The sequence below is a fragment of the Parvibaculum sp. genome (genome assembly GCF_039680535.1).
GTDB lineage: Bacteria > Pseudomonadota > Alphaproteobacteria > Parvibaculales > Parvibaculaceae > Parvibaculum.
This window is the reverse complement of record NZ_JBDKSS010000013.1, coordinates 293,015-310,960: the sequence shown is the minus strand read 5'-3', so window position 1 is coordinate 310,960 and position 17,946 is coordinate 293,015. Positions and strand designations below refer to the sequence as shown.

Annotated in this window: 16 protein-coding genes and 1 pseudogene; 6 read left to right on the top strand and 11 right to left on the bottom strand. The window is 63.6% G+C overall.

From position 1 onward, the window contains the following. Positions 1–259: 259 nt before the first annotated feature. The 5 genes from ABFC66_RS08515 to ABFC66_RS08495 all read left to right on the top strand — a co-directional run bounded on the left by ABFC66_RS08515 (position 260) and on the right by ABFC66_RS08495 (position 5,237). Positions 260–2,374: a TonB-dependent receptor gene (locus ABFC66_RS08515; protein WP_346740521.1), complete on the top strand. Its 2,115-nt coding sequence runs from the start codon at positions 260–262 to the stop codon at positions 2,372–2,374. A gap of 54 nt (positions 2,375–2,428) precedes the next feature. After that, positions 2,429–3,874: a phospholipase D-like domain-containing protein gene (locus ABFC66_RS08510; RefSeq protein WP_346740520.1), complete on the top strand. Its 1,446-nt coding sequence runs from the start codon at positions 2,429–2,431 to the stop codon at positions 3,872–3,874. Between the two features lie 91 nt (positions 3,875–3,965). After that, positions 3,966–4,235 carry a hypothetical protein gene (locus tag ABFC66_RS08505; protein ID WP_346740519.1) on the top strand — a complete coding sequence of 90 codons (270 nt, stop codon included), beginning with the start codon at positions 3,966–3,968 and terminating at the stop codon, positions 4,233–4,235. A gap of 10 nt (positions 4,236–4,245) precedes the next feature. Next, positions 4,246–4,755, top strand: coding sequence for a phage holin family protein (locus ABFC66_RS08500; RefSeq protein ID WP_346740518.1), 510 nt, complete (start codon positions 4,246–4,248; stop codon positions 4,753–4,755). Beyond that, positions 4,752–5,237: a hypothetical protein gene (locus tag ABFC66_RS08495; protein ID WP_346740517.1), complete on the top strand. Its 486-nt coding sequence runs from the start codon at positions 4,752–4,754 to the stop codon at positions 5,235–5,237. Before ABFC66_RS08500 ends, ABFC66_RS08495 begins: the two co-directional genes overlap by 4 nt. 1 nt (position 5,238) lies before the next feature. Here ABFC66_RS08495 and ABFC66_RS08490 read toward each other — a convergent pair whose 3' ends face one another. From ABFC66_RS08490 to ABFC66_RS08480, 3 genes are all read right to left on the bottom strand, one after another. Beyond that, complete coding sequence (locus ABFC66_RS08490; protein WP_346740516.1) at positions 5,239–5,691, bottom strand: NfeD family protein; 453 nt, start codon at positions 5,689–5,691, stop codon at positions 5,239–5,241. A 3-nt stretch (positions 5,692–5,694) separates the two neighbouring features. Further along, positions 5,695–6,681, bottom strand: a complete 987-nt coding sequence (locus ABFC66_RS08485; protein ID WP_346740515.1) for an SPFH domain-containing protein — start codon at positions 6,679–6,681, stop codon at positions 5,695–5,697. A 124-nt stretch (positions 6,682–6,805) separates the two neighbouring features. After that, positions 6,806–7,360 carry a hypothetical protein gene (locus tag ABFC66_RS08480; RefSeq protein WP_346740514.1) on the bottom strand — a complete coding sequence of 185 codons (555 nt, stop codon included), beginning with the start codon at positions 7,358–7,360 and terminating at the stop codon, positions 6,806–6,808. A gap of 114 nt (positions 7,361–7,474) precedes the next feature. Between ABFC66_RS08480 and ABFC66_RS08475 the strand changes: the two genes are divergently transcribed. Next, positions 7,475–8,077, top strand: coding sequence for a glutathione S-transferase N-terminal domain-containing protein (locus ABFC66_RS08475; protein WP_346740513.1), 603 nt, complete (start codon positions 7,475–7,477; stop codon positions 8,075–8,077). A 7-nt stretch (positions 8,078–8,084) separates the two neighbouring features. Here the strand turns inward: ABFC66_RS08475 and ABFC66_RS08470 are convergent, their stop codons facing one another. From ABFC66_RS08470 to ABFC66_RS08435, 8 genes and pseudogenes are all read right to left on the bottom strand, one after another. Next, entirely contained in the window at positions 8,085–9,179 is a 1,095-nt protein-coding gene (locus ABFC66_RS08470) for a zinc-binding dehydrogenase (protein WP_346740512.1), read from the bottom strand. A gap of 105 nt (positions 9,180–9,284) precedes the next feature. Beyond that, positions 9,285–9,557 (bottom strand): SemiSWEET transporter, encoded by a 273-nt coding sequence (locus tag ABFC66_RS08465; RefSeq protein WP_346740511.1) that lies wholly within the window; start codon positions 9,555–9,557, stop codon positions 9,285–9,287. Between the two features lie 50 nt (positions 9,558–9,607). Then, positions 9,608–10,771 (bottom strand): chromate efflux transporter, encoded by a 1,164-nt coding sequence (chrA, locus tag ABFC66_RS08460; RefSeq protein WP_346740510.1) that lies wholly within the window; start codon positions 10,769–10,771, stop codon positions 9,608–9,610. Between the two features lie 86 nt (positions 10,772–10,857). Then, on the bottom strand, positions 10,858–11,952 hold the full coding sequence (locus tag ABFC66_RS08455) for an acyl-CoA dehydrogenase family protein (protein WP_346740509.1): 1,095 nt from the start codon (positions 11,950–11,952) through the stop codon (positions 10,858–10,860). Positions 11,953–11,965: 13 nt separating this feature from the next. Beyond that, positions 11,966–13,159, bottom strand: a complete 1,194-nt coding sequence (locus ABFC66_RS08450; protein ID WP_346740508.1) for an acyl-CoA dehydrogenase family protein — start codon at positions 13,157–13,159, stop codon at positions 11,966–11,968. Between the two features lie 168 nt (positions 13,160–13,327). Further along, positions 13,328–15,583, bottom strand: a complete 2,256-nt coding sequence (locus ABFC66_RS08445) for an EAL domain-containing protein (RefSeq protein ID WP_346740507.1) — start codon at positions 15,581–15,583, stop codon at positions 13,328–13,330. A 101-nt stretch (positions 15,584–15,684) separates the two neighbouring features. Next, positions 15,685–16,493: pseudogene (locus ABFC66_RS08440) on the bottom strand (DUF1365 domain-containing protein). Continuing rightward, positions 16,490–17,890, bottom strand: a complete 1,401-nt coding sequence (locus ABFC66_RS08435; protein ID WP_346740506.1) for an FAD-dependent oxidoreductase — start codon at positions 17,888–17,890, stop codon at positions 16,490–16,492. The pseudogene ABFC66_RS08440 and the gene ABFC66_RS08435 overlap by 4 nt, the downstream one beginning before the upstream one ends. Positions 17,891–17,946: the final 56 nt, after the last annotated feature.

Below are 17,946 nucleotides of genomic sequence, written 5' to 3'. Positions count from 1 at the left end.
TGTTCCGCGGCGGCGTAGCAGGCCGAATGGATCGGCGCGACACGGATTATCCGAAGACAGCGGAATTTCAGCCGGGGGCGCGCTGCGACAATCCGCGCGCCGACGAGCGCATGACGGCGCGCCGGGGGGGCGCCCCTCGCCCTGCCCCAAGGGCCGCTTCCGGGCAATTTTCACTGGCTTTCCGGACGTGCTATCCAGTCTGGGAGGCGCGCCAAGACGCCCGTGCACAAGAAGACAAGAAGTCCAGGGGAGGACAGTCGTGAGTTTGAAATTTCGCCCCGCAGCTGCGGTCCGCATCGGGCTTATCGCAGGGTTTCCCTGCGTCATGGGGATGCCCGCACTGGCCGAGGAGGCAAAAAAGCCGACGCCCGAACCGAAGGTCGAAGAGATCGTCGTGACGGCCACGGGCTATGGCGAGAAGCGCAAGACCCACCCGAGCAACATCTCCAAGATTTCGGGCGACGAGATCGACTTCGTAAAGGCCGCCCAGCCAGCGGCGCTGCTCAACCGCGCACCGGGCGTCGATATTCAGCAGGGCAGCGGCGTCGAGCACCTGACGGCGATCCGCTCACCCGTGCTGACCGGCACGGCGGGCGCGGGCTCATTCCTCTTTCTGGAAGATGGCGTGCCGATGCGCGCGGCGGGCTTTGCCAATGTGAACGAGCTGATGGACGCCATGACCGAAGAGGCCGGCGCCATCGAGATCGTGCGCGGCCCCGGCAGCGCGCTTTACGGCTCCAATGCGGAGCATGGACTCATCAATGTGTTGAGCCGGGTGCCCTCGGATGTGCCGGAGACTGAACTCACCGGCATTATCGGCCCGCATGGCGTGCGCGAACTCGATGGCACCGCGAGCACGACCATTGCGGACGGCAATGCGAAGCATGGCCTCCGCGCGAGCTTTGCCCTGAAGGATGATGGCGGCTTCCGCGACAATTCCGGCTACGGACAGCAGAAGGGGCAATTGCGGTATGACTACACCGCCCCGGACACGAGTGTCCGCACGACCGTCACCACGATGAACCTCAACCAAGAGACGGCGGGCTATGTGCTGGGCCCGAACGCCTACAAGCTCGACGATGTGCGGACCTCGAACCCGAACCCGGAAGCCTATCGCGACGCCTGGGCGATCCGCGCTGCCTCGCGCATCGAACGCGACCTGGGCGACGGGCAGAAGCTCTCGCTGACGCCTTACATGCGCACCAACGGCATGAACTTCCTCATGCACTTCCAGCCGGGCAAACCGGTGGAGGAAAACGGCCACTGGTCGGGCGGCCTGCTCTCAAGCTACGCGCTGACGCTGACCGGCGGGCACCAGATCATCTTCGGCGTCGATACGGAATATACCGACGGCGTCCTGAAGGAGGCCCAGACCGGCCCGACCGTTCCCGGCCCCGCCGGATATGTGACCGGCACACATTACGACTATGACGTGAAGGCGCTCGTCGTCGCGCCCTATCTCCACACGGTATGGAAACTCGACGAGGCGACCGATCTCACGGCGGGCCTGCGCTACGAGTTCACGCGCTACGACTACACCAACAACACGGCGACGGGCACGACCGGACGCTTCCTGCGGCCTGCGAGCCGTCGGGATACATTCTCCAATCCAACGCCGAAGCTGGGCCTTACGCATATTTTCAGCGATGCGTTCATCGGCTTCGCCAATCTCGCCCGTTCGGCGCGCGCGCCGCAGACGGCCGATCTCTACCGCCTCGTGAATGGGCAAGACCCGAGCGCCATCAAATCCGAAGTGCTGGACAGTGCCGAACTCGGTGCGCGCGGCACGATCGACCGTCTGCGCTATGAGGTCTCCACCTATTTCATGAAGAAGCGCAACTTCGCCTTCCGCGACTCGAGCGGCGGCAACATCACGGATGGGCGCACGAAGCACATGGGCGTGGAGGCCGAAGTCGCCACGCCGCTCGCCTGGAACTTCGATCTCGGCGCCTCGGTTTCATACGCGCACCACACCTATGACTTCAATCATCTGGTGACGAAGCCGCCCTATCAGGCGGAGACGATCCGCTCGGGCGACGATATCGACACCGCGCCCCATACGGTCGCGGATGTCCGCCTCGGCTACAGCTTCAACGAAGGCCTTGGCCGCGCCGAACTCGAATGGGTCCATATGGGCGCATACTGGATGGATGCGGCGAACACCGCGCGCTATCCCGGCCACGACCTCTTCAATCTGCGGGCCGAATATATGCTGACGGAAAACCTCTCCATTTTCGGGCGGCTCGAGAACGTCTTCGATAAGCGCTATGCCGACCGGGCGGATTATTTCTGCTCGCCGTCGGTTTCGTCCTGCTACCGCTATTTCCCCGGAGACGGGCGCGGGCTTTATGCAGGGGCGACAATACGCTTTTGATCCTGCGGGGCGGCGGGGCTGGACGCGCCGCCCACTTCCTCTAAGCTCGCCGCCATGCAGTTTCTCGCCGATATATGGCCCTACCTCGCGGGCACCGCAGAATTCGCCGCCATGGTCGGGGCGGCCATCCACGCCATGCTGACCAAGAGCGACGTCCGCTCGGCGGCGGGCTGGGTCGGTTTCATTCTCCTGGTCCCGGTTCTCGGCTGGCTGATCTATCTCCTTTTCGGGGTGAACCGCATCCAGCGCCGCGCCCGGGAGTTGCGCGGCGTGCGGCGTGGGCGGGCTCTGCCCGCGCCCGGCCCGTCGCAGCACGAACCGCTGCCCGTGGAGCCGGAGGAACAGCGCAAGGAACTCGAAAGCTTCGCGCGGTTCGGCCAGAAGGTGCTCCCGGAACATTTCGAAGCCGGCAACGACGTCGATGTGCTGACAAATGGCGATGAGGCCTATCCCGCCATGGTCGCGGCGATCGACCGCGCGACACGCTCCGTCGCTCTTTCGACCTATATCTTCAACAACGACAAGGCGGGCCGCCTTTTCCTCGATGCGCTGACGCGCGCGGTCGAGCGCGGTGTGCGCGTGCGCGTTCTCATCGACGGCGTGGGATCGTGGTATTCGCGCCCCTCGCTCATTCCCCTTCTCAGGGAACGCGGCATCAATTATGCGCGTTTCCTGCATTCGTTCATGCCATGGCAGATGCCCTATCTCAACATGCGCAACCACCAGAAGATCCTGGTGGTGGATGGCGAGCATGGCTTCACCGGCGGCATGAACATCTCGATCGGCAATCTGCTGGGAGAAAATCCGAAGAAGCCGATACTCGACCATCACTTCCGGGTGAAAGGCCCTGTCGTCGGCCAGCTCATGCGCACCTTCGCACATGAATGGGAATTCACGACCGGCGAGATCCTCGGCGGGCCGGACTGGTTTCCGCATATCGCGCATGCCGGCGAACTTGTCGCGCGCGCGCTGCCGGCCGGGCCCGACCTCGGCTTCAACCCGATCCGCTGGACGCTGCTCGGCGCGCTCACCGAGGCGCGGCAGAGCATCCGCATCATGACGCCCTATTTCCTGCCCGACACGACGCTTGCGACAAACCTTTCGCTCGCCGCCATGCATGGCGTCGAGGTGGACATCGTGCTGCCCAGCAAGAACAACCTTCCCTTTGTGGACTGGGCAGCGACGCCCTCTCTCGGCTGGCTCATCGAGGCGGGCTGCCGCATCTGGAAGACCGAGAGCCATTTCGAGCACACCAAGCTCATGACGGTGGACGGCATGTGGTCGACCGTCGGCTCCGCCAATTGGGACGGGCGCAGCCTGCGGCTCAATTTCGAGCTGAACCTCGACTGCTACGGCAGGTCTTTTGCCCATAAGCTCGACCGCATCATTGACGGCAAGATCGCCGGTGCCCGCCCGGTCACACTGGAAAGCATTGCCGGACGCCCTTTCCCGGTAAAACTCCGCGACGCGGCGATAAGGCTCGCCTCGCCCTATCTCTGAGCCGCCGCCTGCTTCGGTTTCCCCGTATTTGCGCGTCCGCGGGCCCGGGCTAAGCTCTGATGCAAGATTCCGTTCAGCAAGGAGCGAACATATGGCCGACAACACCGCCACGGCGGCGGAGATCGCCGAGCTTCAGGCCGAGGTCGACCGGCTGACCAAGGCGTTGGAAGAGGCCAAGGCCCTTCTGGGTGAGCAACCCGGCGAGCAGGCGCACACGGCGCGCGAAACGGCGGAAGAGATCGGCGAACGCGTTCAGGAGGGCCTTGCCGACCTTCAGAAGCAGATCGGGGAAAATCCCGTTCCGAGCGCGCTCATCGCTTTCGGCATCGGCTTTCTCCTCGGCCGCGTCTTCACGCGATAGGAGCCCAATCATGCTCGACCCCACACCCAACATGCGCCGTCTCGCGGAGGCGGAATTGCAGCGCGCCGAACTGGAAGCGCGCCGTCTCGCGCGCCGCGCCGGATGGATCGGCATTGGCCTGCTCTTCGCGGGTCTCGCCATCACGATGCTGACGCTCGCGGGCTTCCTCGCACTCTCTGAAATCTACGGCTACACCTGGGCAGCGGCGATCAGCGGCACGGCGCTCGTGCTGCTTGCCCTCGTCTCGCTCGTCATCGCCAACCAGAAGCATCAGGGCCGCGCGGCGCAGCTTGAAATGCAGCTCGCCAATCGCTCCGTCGAGGACGCACGGCGCGAAATCCGCCGCGATTTCGACATCATCGAAAAGCGGCTCGACGAACTGAGCATGGGGCTTCTCGGCCTCTTCAAGGGCTCGACGTCGAACCTGCCGATCCTGACGCTGATCCTCGGCGCGGTGGCAGCTCTCAGCCCGGCGCTTCGCCAGATCATCATGCCATTCCTGAAAAGGACGGAACCATGAGAGTAGCAGCCCCCCTGCTCTGCATTGCCCTGACGCTTTCGGCCTGCGCGCAATCGACGCCGCCGCAGCCGCAGGTGACGCTGAAGAAGCCCGAACCCCTCGTGCACATTCCGGTCGACGACCGCGGATCGGGCATTGTCGGGCCGGGCGGCGGCGCATTGCTCGGCACTGTCATCGGCGCAGGCCACGGCGCCGAGATCGCCGTCATTGCAGGGCTCGCCATCGGCTATGCGGTCGGCGGCTCCAACGGGCCGACGCTTTCCGGCTTCCCCGCCTCCGAGCAGCGCCGCGCCATGGCGCGGGTGATGCAGGTGCCGGTGGGAGAGACGGTACGCTGGTGGACTGCGACCGAGCAGGCCTCCGGCACCATCAGGCCGACGCGCGAATACACGGACAAGGATGGCCGCCGCTGCCGCGACTTCACCGAAACACGGACGGTGCGCGCGACGCACGGGCTGTTCAGCGGAACGGCCTGCCTCTGAGCTAGTGGACCGCCTCGACCTTCAGCACAGCGCCGTCGACGCCCGTGACATGGACGGTCGTGCCCGCCGGCAGGTCCGGCCCTTCGGCGAGCCATAGCGTATCGCCGATGCGGATCTTGCCGCGGCCATTCAGGATCGCCTGTTCCAGCGTGAAGCTGCGGCCGACATAGGTCTGGGCGCGCTGGTTCAGAAGCGGATGGTCGCTCGGAACCTCGTGCCGCGCGAAATAGCGCCGCGATGTCCAGACCGCAATGACCGAGAGGACCGCAAAGAGCGCGACCTGCAACGTCAGCGGAATATCGACGGCCATCACCACGACGGCGACAACGGCTGCGGCCGCGGCCAGCCAGATGAAGAAAATGCCGGGCGCGATCAGCTCGACGATGCCGAGCACGGCAGCGATGATCCACCAGACCCAGAGCCCGAACTCGCCGAGCGACAGGCTGTCAAGCATGGCTCAGTCTCCGCTGGTGACGTTGGGCACCGTGCCGGAAGACCGCGGACGGAGCGGCGCGCCGCCGCCCGTGCTGCCGCCACCAAAAGCATCGCGCGCGAGTTCGCTGATGCCGCCGATGGCGCCGATGACGCTCGCCGCTTCGAGTGGCATGAGAACCAGCTTCTGGTTCGGCGCGCTGGCAACGGCCTGCAGCGCATCGACATATTTCGTGGCGACGAAATAGTTGAGCGCCTGCACATTGCCGCCGGCGATGGCGTCGCTCACCACCTGCGTCGCCTTCGCTTCGGCTTCAGCGGCGCGTTCGCGGGCCTCGGCATCGCGGTAGGCTGCCTCGCGCCGACCTTCGGCTTCAAGGATCGCCGCCTGCTTCTGGCCTTCGGCAGCGAGGATCGCGGCCTGACGCTTGCCCTCCGCTTCGAGGATCGAGGCGCGCTTGTCGCGCTCGGCCTTCATCTGGCGGGCCATGGAGTCGACGATGTCGCGCGGGGGCGCGATGTCCTTGATCTCGATGCGCGTGACCTTGAGACCCCAGGGATGGGTCGCCTCGTCAACGACAGAGAGAAGCCGCGCATTGATCGAATCTCGCTGCGACAGAAGCTCGTCCATATCCATGCTGCCCATGACGGTACGGATATTCGTCATGATGAGGTTCAGGATCGCGATCTTGAGATTGCTGACTTCGTAGGAAGCCTTGGCCGCATCGAGCACCTGGTAGAAGACGACGCCATCGACCGTCACCATCGCGTTGTCACGCGTGATGATCTCCTGGCTCGGCACATCGAGCACCTGCTCCATGATGTTCACCTTGGCGCCGACGCGGTCGATGAAGGGCGTGATGACACCAAGACCGGGCATCAGGCTATGTGTGTACCGCCCGAAACGCTCGACGGTGTAGACATAGCCCTGCGGCACGACCTTGACCGCCTTGGCGATGAACACGATCGCGAGGACCAGAATGACGACGACGAAAGTGCTTCCGCCTAACATGGGTGTCTCCTTGCTGCGCGAGGGCTCTACCCAAGACTATACATGAGAACCGGGCATGCGAATGCCTCGAAAGGGGCAATGCTAACTGTGCCTCGCCAGACGGGAGAGACGCCCCTTGTGTGCATTACCGCGCCGATGGGACAAGACGAGCACCCGCAAGGAAGAAAAAATAGACGCCCAGTCCAGCCGGCGCTGCCCATGAATAGAAGTACAGTCCGAAAAACCCTCCCCCTCCGAAAGCGCTGTTCAGATTTCGTCCCGAGTAAATCGACGAAGGCCCGAACACGAGCAACATGAGAGGAGCAACAATGAAAATTACGGCCAAAAAGAACTTCAGGAACACCAGCTTAAAATCGCCTGATGGTCTCGGTGGGAGCTTTGCCGCCACCATCCAGAAGACATCAAGCGCAAGCACTACAATGAACAGAATGAGATCCTTCAGATAAATGACCGACATGTACACATAACGAGACTCCAGGCCCTGAGCCAACATATATGGCTTAACCCGATGTAATAGCGGCCAATAAGGCTCAAGTCCGACCACCAATGGTGTGAAAACCTCAGGCCTCACGAAATACAACAGCAAGGACGAGAACAGCGCCAGCGATACATGTCCAAGCGTGACATAGTAGATTTTCTTAGCCAGAGCTTTAAGTTCACTTTTCTCGACATCGTCCATGGCTACACTCATCATTCAAGCGACATCCGCCTTCAACCATATGAAAGCGTTCGCTAACACATTCATAAAGATGCGTGGTCGCCGCTTTCCAAAGACCAGAAAGGGCAGTGCAACATGAAGCTCTTCGCCTCCAACACCTCGCCCTTCGTTCGCAAGGTTCGCGTCGTTCTTCGCGAGAAAGGGGCGGAAGGCCTCGTGACCGAGGAGATCGTCGCGGCGCGGGAAGACCCGCCGGCGCTTCACGCGGCCAACCCGCTCGGAAAAATTCCGGCGCTCATTCTCGATGATGGCATGGCGCTCTTCGACAGCCCGGTCATATGCGAATATCTCGACACGACACTGCCGGGACCGTCTCTGCTGCCAGCCTCCGGTCCGGAACGCTGGAAGGTGCTGCGGCTTCAGGCGACCGCGGATGGCATACTCGATGCGGGCGTCGCCTCCATCTACGAAAGCATGCGGCCCGAAGGAGAGCGGAGCCCGGCCGCTATCGAACGCTGGCGCAAATCCATCATTCGCGCGCTCGATTTTCTCGACCTTGAAGCGGGGGCGAGCTTCGCCTCGCTCGATCTCGGCCTGATCGCCGTCGGCTGCGCCCTCGGCTATCTCGATTTCCGCTTTCCCGACCTCGACTGGCGCGACACGCGGCCCGCGCTCGCCTCACATTTCGAGGCATTGAGCGCGCGGCGTTCGTTCAGCGAAACCAAGCCGCGCGCCTGATGGTCTCTTAACGCCAGGGTTCGACGAGGATCTTGGCGTGAGCTTCCGGATTGGCGAGATCCGAGAAAGCCTGCTTCACGCCTTCGACACCGACCTTGCCCGTCACGAGCGGCGCGACCTCGATGTCGCCTTCCGCGATGTGGCGCAGCGTCAGGGCAAATTCGTCCGGCGTGTAGCCGAGCACGAATTGCAGGTTGAGTTCCTTGTTGATCGCAAAGAAGGGCTCGAACCGATCCTGCTCCATGCACACGCCGACGACGACGATGCGCGCCTCGCGCGGTGCGCCTTCCAACATCTGCTGGATGATGCCGGGAACGCCGACGCATTCGAAAATGACGGCGGGACGCATCTTCGGCCCCATGCCGAGGATCGAAATGACGCTTGTCGGATCGTAGCCTTCGGGCGTCGCTTCTTCGGCCCAGCGGGTGTAGGGCGAATGCTCGGCGGGATCGATGATGATGTCGGCGCCCATGGTCTCGGCAAGCTTGCGGCGCGCCGGGCTGAAGTCGGCGGCAATGATCGGGCCGACGCCCGCGATCTTCAGCGCCGCGATGACGGCAAGGCCGACGGGGCCGCAACCGATGACGAGGGGCACGTCTTCCTTGGTCAGACGCGCCTTCTGTACCGCGTGCCAGCCGACCGCCATCGGCTCTGTGAGCGCCGCATGTTCCGTGGACAGCCCATTCGGAACCTCGATGAGCATCATCTCGTTCAGAACCATGTTTTCGGCGAAGCCGCCCGGCATGTCATTTGAATAGCCGAGGGGGTGAATATTCGCCTTCTCGCCCGCGAGCGTGATCGCAACGGGAACGGAGCAAACGCGCGTGCCGACCTTGTGAGTCTTCTGCGTGTTCGGCCCGTGATCGACGATTTCGGCGCAGAATTCGTGGCCGAACACGATGTCGCGCTTCACATCCATCACGAAACTCGACCCGGAGCGCTTGGCCGCGTCGACCATCTTGGGCGCGTGATGGAAGGCATGAAGGTCCGAACCGCAGATGCCGCAGGCGAGCGTCTTGACGACGACTTGCCCGTCGGCCGGCTTCGGCTCCGGCAATGTATCGACGACGAGATCGCCGCCGCGGAAAATGGCTGCACGCATGATGTATCCTCCCGATATGTCTTCGCGCATCTTCGGCGCATTATTCTGGATTGCAGACATGCAATCAGGCCGCGCCCTCTCGCGCAAGCCCGGCATGCGTTTTCCCTAGAAGCGCCTGCCCTCGCGCCACGCTTTCAGATCGTTGATCGCGACAATGATCAGAATCGGCAGGGCCAGCACGAGCGTCACGCCATTGCCGAGGATGAGCGCCATGTCGCCGAGCATCAATCCGTAGACCAGCCAGCATGCGACGCCGATGACGAAGGACAGATACATCAGGACGGAAAGCCCGGCCGTATCGCGGGTCTTGATCGTCTTTACCGCCTGCGGAAGAAAGGCGACGGTGGTCAGGAAGGCGGCGACATAGCTTATGTACATTTTCATCCCCGGCGTGGGTTGCGCAGCCCTCCTTACAGGAGATCGCCCGATCAGGGAATGACCAGCCCCGCGAGGCCGCAGGCGATGACAAGCGCCCATGCCGGAACCTTGGCCAGCGAAAGAAACGCCCATGCCGCAACGGCAAGCAGGCCATCGGCCGCCGTATGAACGGCGGCGGTCACGACCGGGGTGTAGAGCGCCGCACCAAGAATGCCGACGACAGAAGCATTGACGCCCATGAGGGCGGCGCGGGGGCCAGCGAGATGCGATAGGCGCACCCAAAAAGGCATGACGCCAGGCACCAGCAGGAAGGAGGAGGCGAACATGCCCGCAAGGCAGATCGCCGCGCCCGCGAGCCCGCGCGGCCCCTGATCGAGAGCGGCGCCCACATAGGCCGAAAACGTGAAAAGCGGTCCGGGAACCGCCTGCGCCGCGCCATAGCCCGCGAGGAATGCATCGCGGCTGATGAACCCGCGCGGAACGAGATCGGCCTCAAGCAATGGTAGCACCACATGGCCGCCGCCGAAAACGAGAGCGCCGGCACGATAGAAAATCTCGAAGAGTTTCAGGCCTGCGCCGCCATTCGCTGCAAAAGCAGGCAGCAGAAACAGCAAGGCGAAGAAGATGACGATGAGCACGGCGCCCCAGCGCCTGCCGATGGGACTGACCAGAGGGACGTGTTCGCCGAGATCGCCCGGCTTGACGAAGGCCAGGCCGACAAGCCCGCCCGCGACGAGAACGCCGATCTGCGTGAGTGCGGACGGCATGACAAGCGATATGACGGCAGCGAAGAGCGCAATGAGTCCGCGCTGCCAGTCGGGCGTCAGCGTCCGCGCCATGCCCAGCACAGCCTCGGCGACCACCGCGACGGCGGCGATCATCAGCCCGTGCGTCATTCCCTGCGCGGCCGGCCCCTGAAGCGCCGACGCGCCATAGGCGACGATGACGAGGATCAGCGCCGATGGAAGGGTGAAGGCCGCCCAGGCGGCGAACATGCCGGGCAGACCCGCCCGCATGAGGCCGAGCCCCATGCCGACCTGGCTGCTCGCAGGGCCGGGAAGAAACTGCGCCATCGCGACGAGATCCGCATAGGCGCGGTCGTCGAGCCAGTGGCGCTTCCGGACGAATTCCTCGCGGAAATATCCGAGATGGGCGACGGGGCCTCCGAAGGAAGTAAGGCCGAGCTTCAGAAAAGCCCGAAAGACTTCAGCCACGTTTCCCAATTTTTTCCTCGTTCACCGCCCCGGATTTCAGTGCATGAAATCCGGGGCGGCGACAAGGTTCAACCCAAATATTTATCTCAGTCAGCGGCCCAACCCTGCATCACGGCCGCTTCATGCCGCACGCGCTCCGGCGAGCCGAGAAGCTGACGGTCGAGGCCGATGCGCTTGAACCAGTAATGAAGGCCCAGGAGATCGGTGAAGCCCATGCCGCCATGGACCTCGGTGGCGGTGCGCGCCACGAAACGGCCGACCTCGGAAAGATGCGCCTTGGCGTGAGCCGCCATCAGCGAGCTTTCCTCCGGGATCTCGTCAAAGGCATGCGCGGCATACCAGATGAGCGAGCGGCCCGGCTCGAGTTCGGCTGCCATTTCGGCGCACATATGCTTCACCGCCTGGAAGGAGCCGATGACGCGGCCGAACTGCTTGCGCTCCTTGGAATATTCGACGGCCTTCTCGATCATGCGCCAGCCGGCGCCGAGCGTGTCGGCGGCGAGCATGACGCGCCCCGCATCGAGCATGCGCCGGGTCGTCGCCTTCGTGTCGCCGGAGACGAGCGGCTCGGCCTCGACATTCACGAAGTCGAGTTCGCCGATCGAACGCGTGAGGTCGATCGTGGTCAGTTCCGTGCGCGCCAGCCCTTCGGCATCGGCCCAGACGAGATGCAACCCGCCGGCCTTGTCGCCGACGATGTAGAAATCGGCACCGCCGCAATCCAGCACGAAAAGCGTCTTGCCGTTGAGCTTGCCGCCCGACGCCGTGATACCGGCGCCGTCCCGCGCGCCCGATCCGCGCTCGGAAATGGCGACGCCCGCGATCGCCTCACCACCCGCAAGCTTCGGCAGGAAGGCTTCCTGTTGCTTGGGGCTGGCTGCGCCGATGAGCGCGAGTGGCGCCATGACGGCACTGGCGACAAAGGGCGCGGGCGCGACGTGGCGGCCAAGCGCTTCCGACACGAGCGCCGCGTCGAGGAGCTTCAGGCCCATCCCGCCTTCGTTTTCCGGCACGAGAAGCCCCGGCACGCCGAGATCGACAAGTGCCGCCCAGACATCGCCCGCATAGGCTTCGCGCTTTTCCGCCGCCTTGCGAACGCGCTCGAGCGGCGAGACCTTTTCCAGCGTCCGGTTGACGCTGTCCTGCATCATCCGCTGGTCTTCCGACAATCCGAATTCCATGTCCCGCTCTCCCTTACGCTTTCGCGAGCTTCGGCTCGCGGGGCATGCCGAGGCCGCGCTCCGAGATGATATTCTTTTGAATCTGCGCCGTGCCGCCGCCGATGATGAGGCCAAGGTCGAACATGTAGCGATGCTGCCACGACCCCTTCGAGCGCAAATGCGGGCTTTCGCCGTAAAGCACACCCAGTTCCCCGAGCGCGTCGATGGCGAGCGCCGCGAGGTCGTGGTTCAGATCGCAGCCCTGAAGCTTCACGATGAGACGCGCAATACCGGCATCCTCCTTCTTGGCGGAAGCGGTCAGAAGCCTGAGCCCGTGGAACTGCATCGCGAGGACACGGGCCTGCAATTTCAGAAGACGATCGCGGAAAAGCGGATTGTCGATCAGCCGCTCGCCGTCCACCGTCTCGCTCTCCATCAGCTCGACGATATGCTTCAGGCGCGAGTCCGCCGCATTGGGGTCGCCCAACATGCCGCGCTCATGCTTCAGCGTCGCATTGGCGACGTACCAGCCCTGACCGCGACCGGCGACGATGTCCTTCTGCGGCACGCGCACGTCGGTGAAGAAGACTTCGTTGAATTCGGCGTGGCCCGTCATGGTGACGAGCGGGCGGACTTCGATACCCGGCGTCTTCATCGAGAAGATGAGATAGGAAATGCCTTCATGCTTCTTTGCCTCGGGCTCGGTGCGCACGAGGCAGAAGATCATGTCGGCGGCATGGGCCGTCGACGTCCAGATCTTCTGACCGTTGATGATGAAGTCGTCGCCATCCTCGGTCGCCTTGGTCTGAAGCGATGCGAGATCGGAACCGGAACCCGGCTCCGAATAACCCTGGCACCAGACGACCTCGCCACGCAGCGTCGGCGCAATCCACTTCAGCCTCTGTTCCTCGGTGCCGAGCTCCAGCAGCGTCGGCACCAGCATCGAGATGCCCTGGTTCGACAGGCCCATGGGCACACGCGCAGTCGAGAATTCTTCCGCAATGATGCGCGACTTCAGAATGTCGGGCTCCGCGCCATAACCGCCATATTCCTTCGGGATCGTGCGCGCGGCATAGCCATGTTCGATCAGCAGCCGCTGCCAGGCCAGAGCCTCTTCTGACGGGCGGTTGACGCCGAAATTCCGCGGTGCCTTGTCGCGATGCGCAGCGATGAAGTCGCGCACCTGCTGGCGAAAGGCCTCGTATTCCGGCCCAAAGGCAAGATCCATGAATTTACTCCTGTGTCGGTATCGGCGGCGCCGTAACGGCCCTACCCTCGAAGCGACCTACATCGCTTCGAGGGCGGAGTTTAACGCCGTATGGCAGCGCGTCCAGCGGAGCGCGTTCGCTCGATGCGCGAGCAAGGCAAACGCTGCGTCAATAACGATGGGTGAATGTCAGGCCGCGGAGCCCGGCACGGCGCGGAGACCGTTTGCCTTCGACGGCTCGACCGACACCGCGTGGCGGATCGCGGCGTCGGGATGAAGGCCGTTCGGCGCATGGCGCAGGAACAGCTCGAACTCGACCGCCGGCATGGGGCGTCCGAGGAAATAGCCCTGCGCCTCATCGCAACCAAGCGCGCGCAGGATATCGAGCTGCGCCGCGTCCTCGACGCCTTCGGCCAGCACGTCGACGCCGAGGCTGTGTGCAAGATCGATGATGACCTTGGGAATGACCTTGCCGTCGCGCAGGTCCGCTATGTCGCGGACGAAACTGCGGTCGATCTTCAGACGCTTGACCGGGAAGCGCTTCAGATAGGCGAGCGACGAGTAGCCCGTGCCGAAATCGTCGATGCCGATGCCGACACCGAGACTCCGCAGGCGCCGCAGGGTGCCGATGACGGAGTCGACATCCCGCATGACCATGCTCTCGGTCACTTCGAGTTCAAGATATTGCGGCGACAGCGCATGACGGACGAGCGCGTTCGCCACGATGTCGGTCAGATCGGGACGGCGCAGATCGACGGCCGAGACGTTGACCGCGACGCCGATCCGCGGAAGCCCGGCCGACTGCCAGACGCTGTTCTGCCGGCAAGCCTCGTCGAGAACCCATTTCGAGACTTCGGAAATGAAGCCGCAGCGCTCAGCCACCGGAATGAAGAGATCGGGCGACACGAGGCCGCGTTCCGGATGCTGCCAGCGGATCAGCGCCTCGGCGCCGTTGATGCGGCCCGTATTGATATCGACCTTGGGCTGATAGAAGAGAACGAATTGCCGCTGCGCCAGCGCGACACGCAGATCCCGCTCGATGGAGTTGCGCTCCATGGCGCGCAGATGCAGCTCGTGCCGGTAGGGCACGCAGGCGCTCGGCCCTTCGACCTTGGCGCGGGAAAGCGCGAGGTCGGCGTTCTTCATCAGCACGTCCGGGTCGCGCCCGTCCTGCGGATAGATCGTCAGTCCGACACAAGCCGTCTGATGCAGTTCATGCGCGGCGAGGCGGAACGGAACGCCAACGGCGCGAATGAAGCGGCTCGCATATTCCACCGCCTCGTCCGCTCCGGAAATGCCGGCCAGCACGATGCCGAACTCATCGGCGCCGAGGCGCGCCACGGCATCGCCCTTGCGCTGGCAGCTTTTCAGGATTTCGGCTGTGCGCTGCAGAATGACGTCGCCGGAATCGTGCCCCAGCGTGTCGTTGATGTCCTTGAACTTGTCGAGATTGAGGACCATGACGCAGATGACGCTGCCATGGGCTTCCGCATGCGCGATCTCCTGCGCCAGCCGCGACTTGAAACAGGTGCGATTGCCCAGACCGGTGAGGCTGTCGGTGCGGGCCAGATCGGCAAGCCGCGTCTCGGTTTCGCCCGTCGCCTGGAACGCATCGCTCAGAGCCTCGGCGACGACGGAAATTTCATCGCGAAGCCCCATGGCGGATGCGTAGCCGCCGGCGCCGCGACGCTCGGCATAGGCGCGAAGCATTTCTATCGGCGCAATGAATATCCGCTGCATCAACAGCGAGAGCGTCAACACCGCGACGGTCGCCGCGGTCGCGAGCCAGACAACGACGGCCCATGCGGTCTGCTGCAAGCCGCTGAGTGCCTCGCTGACATTCGCTCGGAAGAAGAGCGTCCCATCCTGCTTATCGATGTCGATGCGAAGTGGCGCAATGAAGTCGGCACGGGCGGGATTGGACGAAGGCAATCGTTCGAGGGCATGCGGCAGATGCGAAAGGCTTGCCCGCGCGACGGGATCGGGCAATGAATCGACGGATTTTCCTCGCCAGTCGCTACGCGAGGCGGCGGCGACCCGCCCCTTCGCGTCGATGATCGCCATGATCTCGACGCGAGAAGTGTTGCCGATTGCGTCGACTATGAATTGCAGATCGTCGACCGTGCGCGCCTTTGAGACGGAATGGATGACGACATCGCGGAGCCCTGCGGCTCTCACCTTGACGATCGTGTCGATCTGGTCGCCATAAAGACGGAAGACGAAGACGCCGCTCAGCGCAACGAGCACCGCGCCGACCACCGTCATGAACCCAAAGACCTTCAGGCGGATTGCGAAGAAGGAGCCACGCATGCCGAAGCCAAGCAGGGCTTTCGCGAGCGCGACCAGGCCGCCGGGGGATTCACCGGCAGCATCCGGCGACGCGACGGTCTCGTCGTGTCCGGCCTCGCCCTGTGCGGCTGCCCGTTCCATATAAGCCCTGACCATATTCGCCGTCCGGCCGAGCCTTGGCTTCGACACGTACGCAAACTGAACTAGCCCTTATGTAAGTATGCGAGCCCTAAGAATAGGTTACGTCCGAAATGGCCTTATTCGAGATGGGCCGAAATAGCGGGCCGGGCGGGTGCGCAAATGGTTACCGCGCCTGCGGGAGCCATGGGACGCGCGACGAGAGGTACGCCCTTCAGCCAGAGTTTCAACGCTTCCCAGTGAATGCCGGCCATGATTTTCAGCGTCAGCAGTGGATGCGTTAGGAAGGCGTTAAGAAGTATGGCATCGGTGAAGGGCTGCGCTTCGCCTGCGAAGGATGCCGTGAGCAGCGCGCCCTCACGATCGCTTTCGCGAATGGTAAGGCCGATGCGACGTTCCGGCAGCAGGACGGTGAAGTCGTAGCTGCCCGCAACCTCGATGAATGGCGAGACGAAGAACGCCTTGTCGCAACTCTGGCGCAGAACCGTCTCATCGGCATCGTCCACCGGGATGAGATAGGAGTGGCGATCTCCGAACGTGTTCGACACTTCGTAAAACATCGCCGCCAGCCCCCCCCTGCGTCATGGCAGAAATAGACGGTCAACGGATTGAAGACATAGCCGAGCACGCGCGGCAAACAGAGCGCGAGAATGCGCCCGCCCGGCGCGAGACCGGCGCGCGCGAGCTGCGCCTCGATCCATGGGCGGAGGGGCCGCCCGTCGCGAGGCCCGTAATCGCGATCATGAAAGCTGAAAAGCCCGAAGCGGTTATGCGCGAAGAGGCGCGAGCCACGGTCAAGCGCCCCCAGTTCGTCAATGTCGATGAGCATGTAGAAAACGCGATAGGAAAGCTCGTGCCGCCGCGGCCGCAGCCGGCGGTGAAAGACTTTGCCGAAATAGAGACGGGAACGCGTCTCGCCCTCAATCATGAGGCGCCGACCTCCACCGGCTGGACCTCGCGCGAGCCGCGCGGAACGAAGGAAATGCGGCTCGACGGGTTCTCGACGGCCCAGGGCCGCGCGACGCCGCCCAGTTCCTCGGCGACGGCAAGCCCCGCCTGCAAGCCATCCTCATGGAAGCCCGAACCGAAATAGGCGCCGCAGAACCATGTGCGCCGCGTGCCCTGCAATTGCCAGAGCGCGCGCTGAGCCTCAAGCGCACCTGCATCGAAGAGCGGATGGTCATATTCGATGCGCGAGACGACTCTGGCGGGATCGGGCTCATGCGAGGGATTGAGCGTGACGAAAAGCTCGCGCGACGTGGGAAGCCCCTGAAGCCTGTTCATCCAGTAGCTCACGCAGACGGGCTGAGCATGACCGTCGCTCCCCATGCTGCCGCCCATGTAATTCCAGCTCGACCAGACGCGGCGCGAGCGCGGCATGAAGCGCCGGTCCGAATGAAGCCAGGCAATGTTGCGCTGATAGGGAATGGCGCCAAGAAGGCGGCGCTCGTTCGCATCGGCATCGGCAAGCATGGAGAGCGCTTCGTCGCTATGGGCGGCGATGACGACATGGTCGTAACGCTCGCTTGCGCCTTTCGCATCCGTCACCGTCACGCCGGTTTCGTCGCGCAAGACCGAGGCAATTCCAGTGCCGAGGCGCAGACGATCGCCCAGCGGCGCGGCAAGCCGCTTCACATACTCTCGCGAGCCGCCGGAAACGGTGCGCCAGAGCGGGCGGCCGGTGAGCCGCATCAGTCCGTGATTGTCGAAGAAGCGCAGAAGGGCGAGCGCAGGAAATTCCTCGACCCGCGCGAGCGGCAACGACCAGATCGCCGCGCACATGGGCAGGAGATGATCCTCGCGCAGCGCGGAGGAGTAGCCCTGCTCACGCAGGAATTCGCCGAGCGGCTTGCGGTCGAGACCGCTCTGATCGAGAAGACCCGGCGCGAAACGATAGAGCCGCAGAATCTCCGCGAGCATGCGCCACATGCGCGGTCGCAAGATGTTGCGCCGGTCGCCGAACAACCCATTGAGGCCGGAGCCCGAATATTCGAACCGACCGCCCTTCGCATCCGAAATGGAGGCGGCGAAAGACATTTCGCTCGCCCGCGTCTCGACGCCCAGCGTTTCGAAAAGCGCCGTCAGGTTTGGATAGTTGAGTTCGTTATAGACGATGAAGCCGGTATCGACGGGAACGTCCCCCTCGGGACATGGCGCGACCAATGTGTTCGAGTGGCCGCCCGGCCTGTCGGCCTTTTCGTAGACGGTGACGTCATGCGCGCGCGAAAGCAGCCAGGCCGCCGAGAGACCGGAAATGCCGGAGCCGATGACGGCAATTCGCAGGCCACGGGCGGCGGGGCCGATATTGTCCTGAAAGGGGGCCATTCGGTCCTTTACCTTTGGGGGAGCCTCATATCGATACGGCGATACGCGCGCGGCGG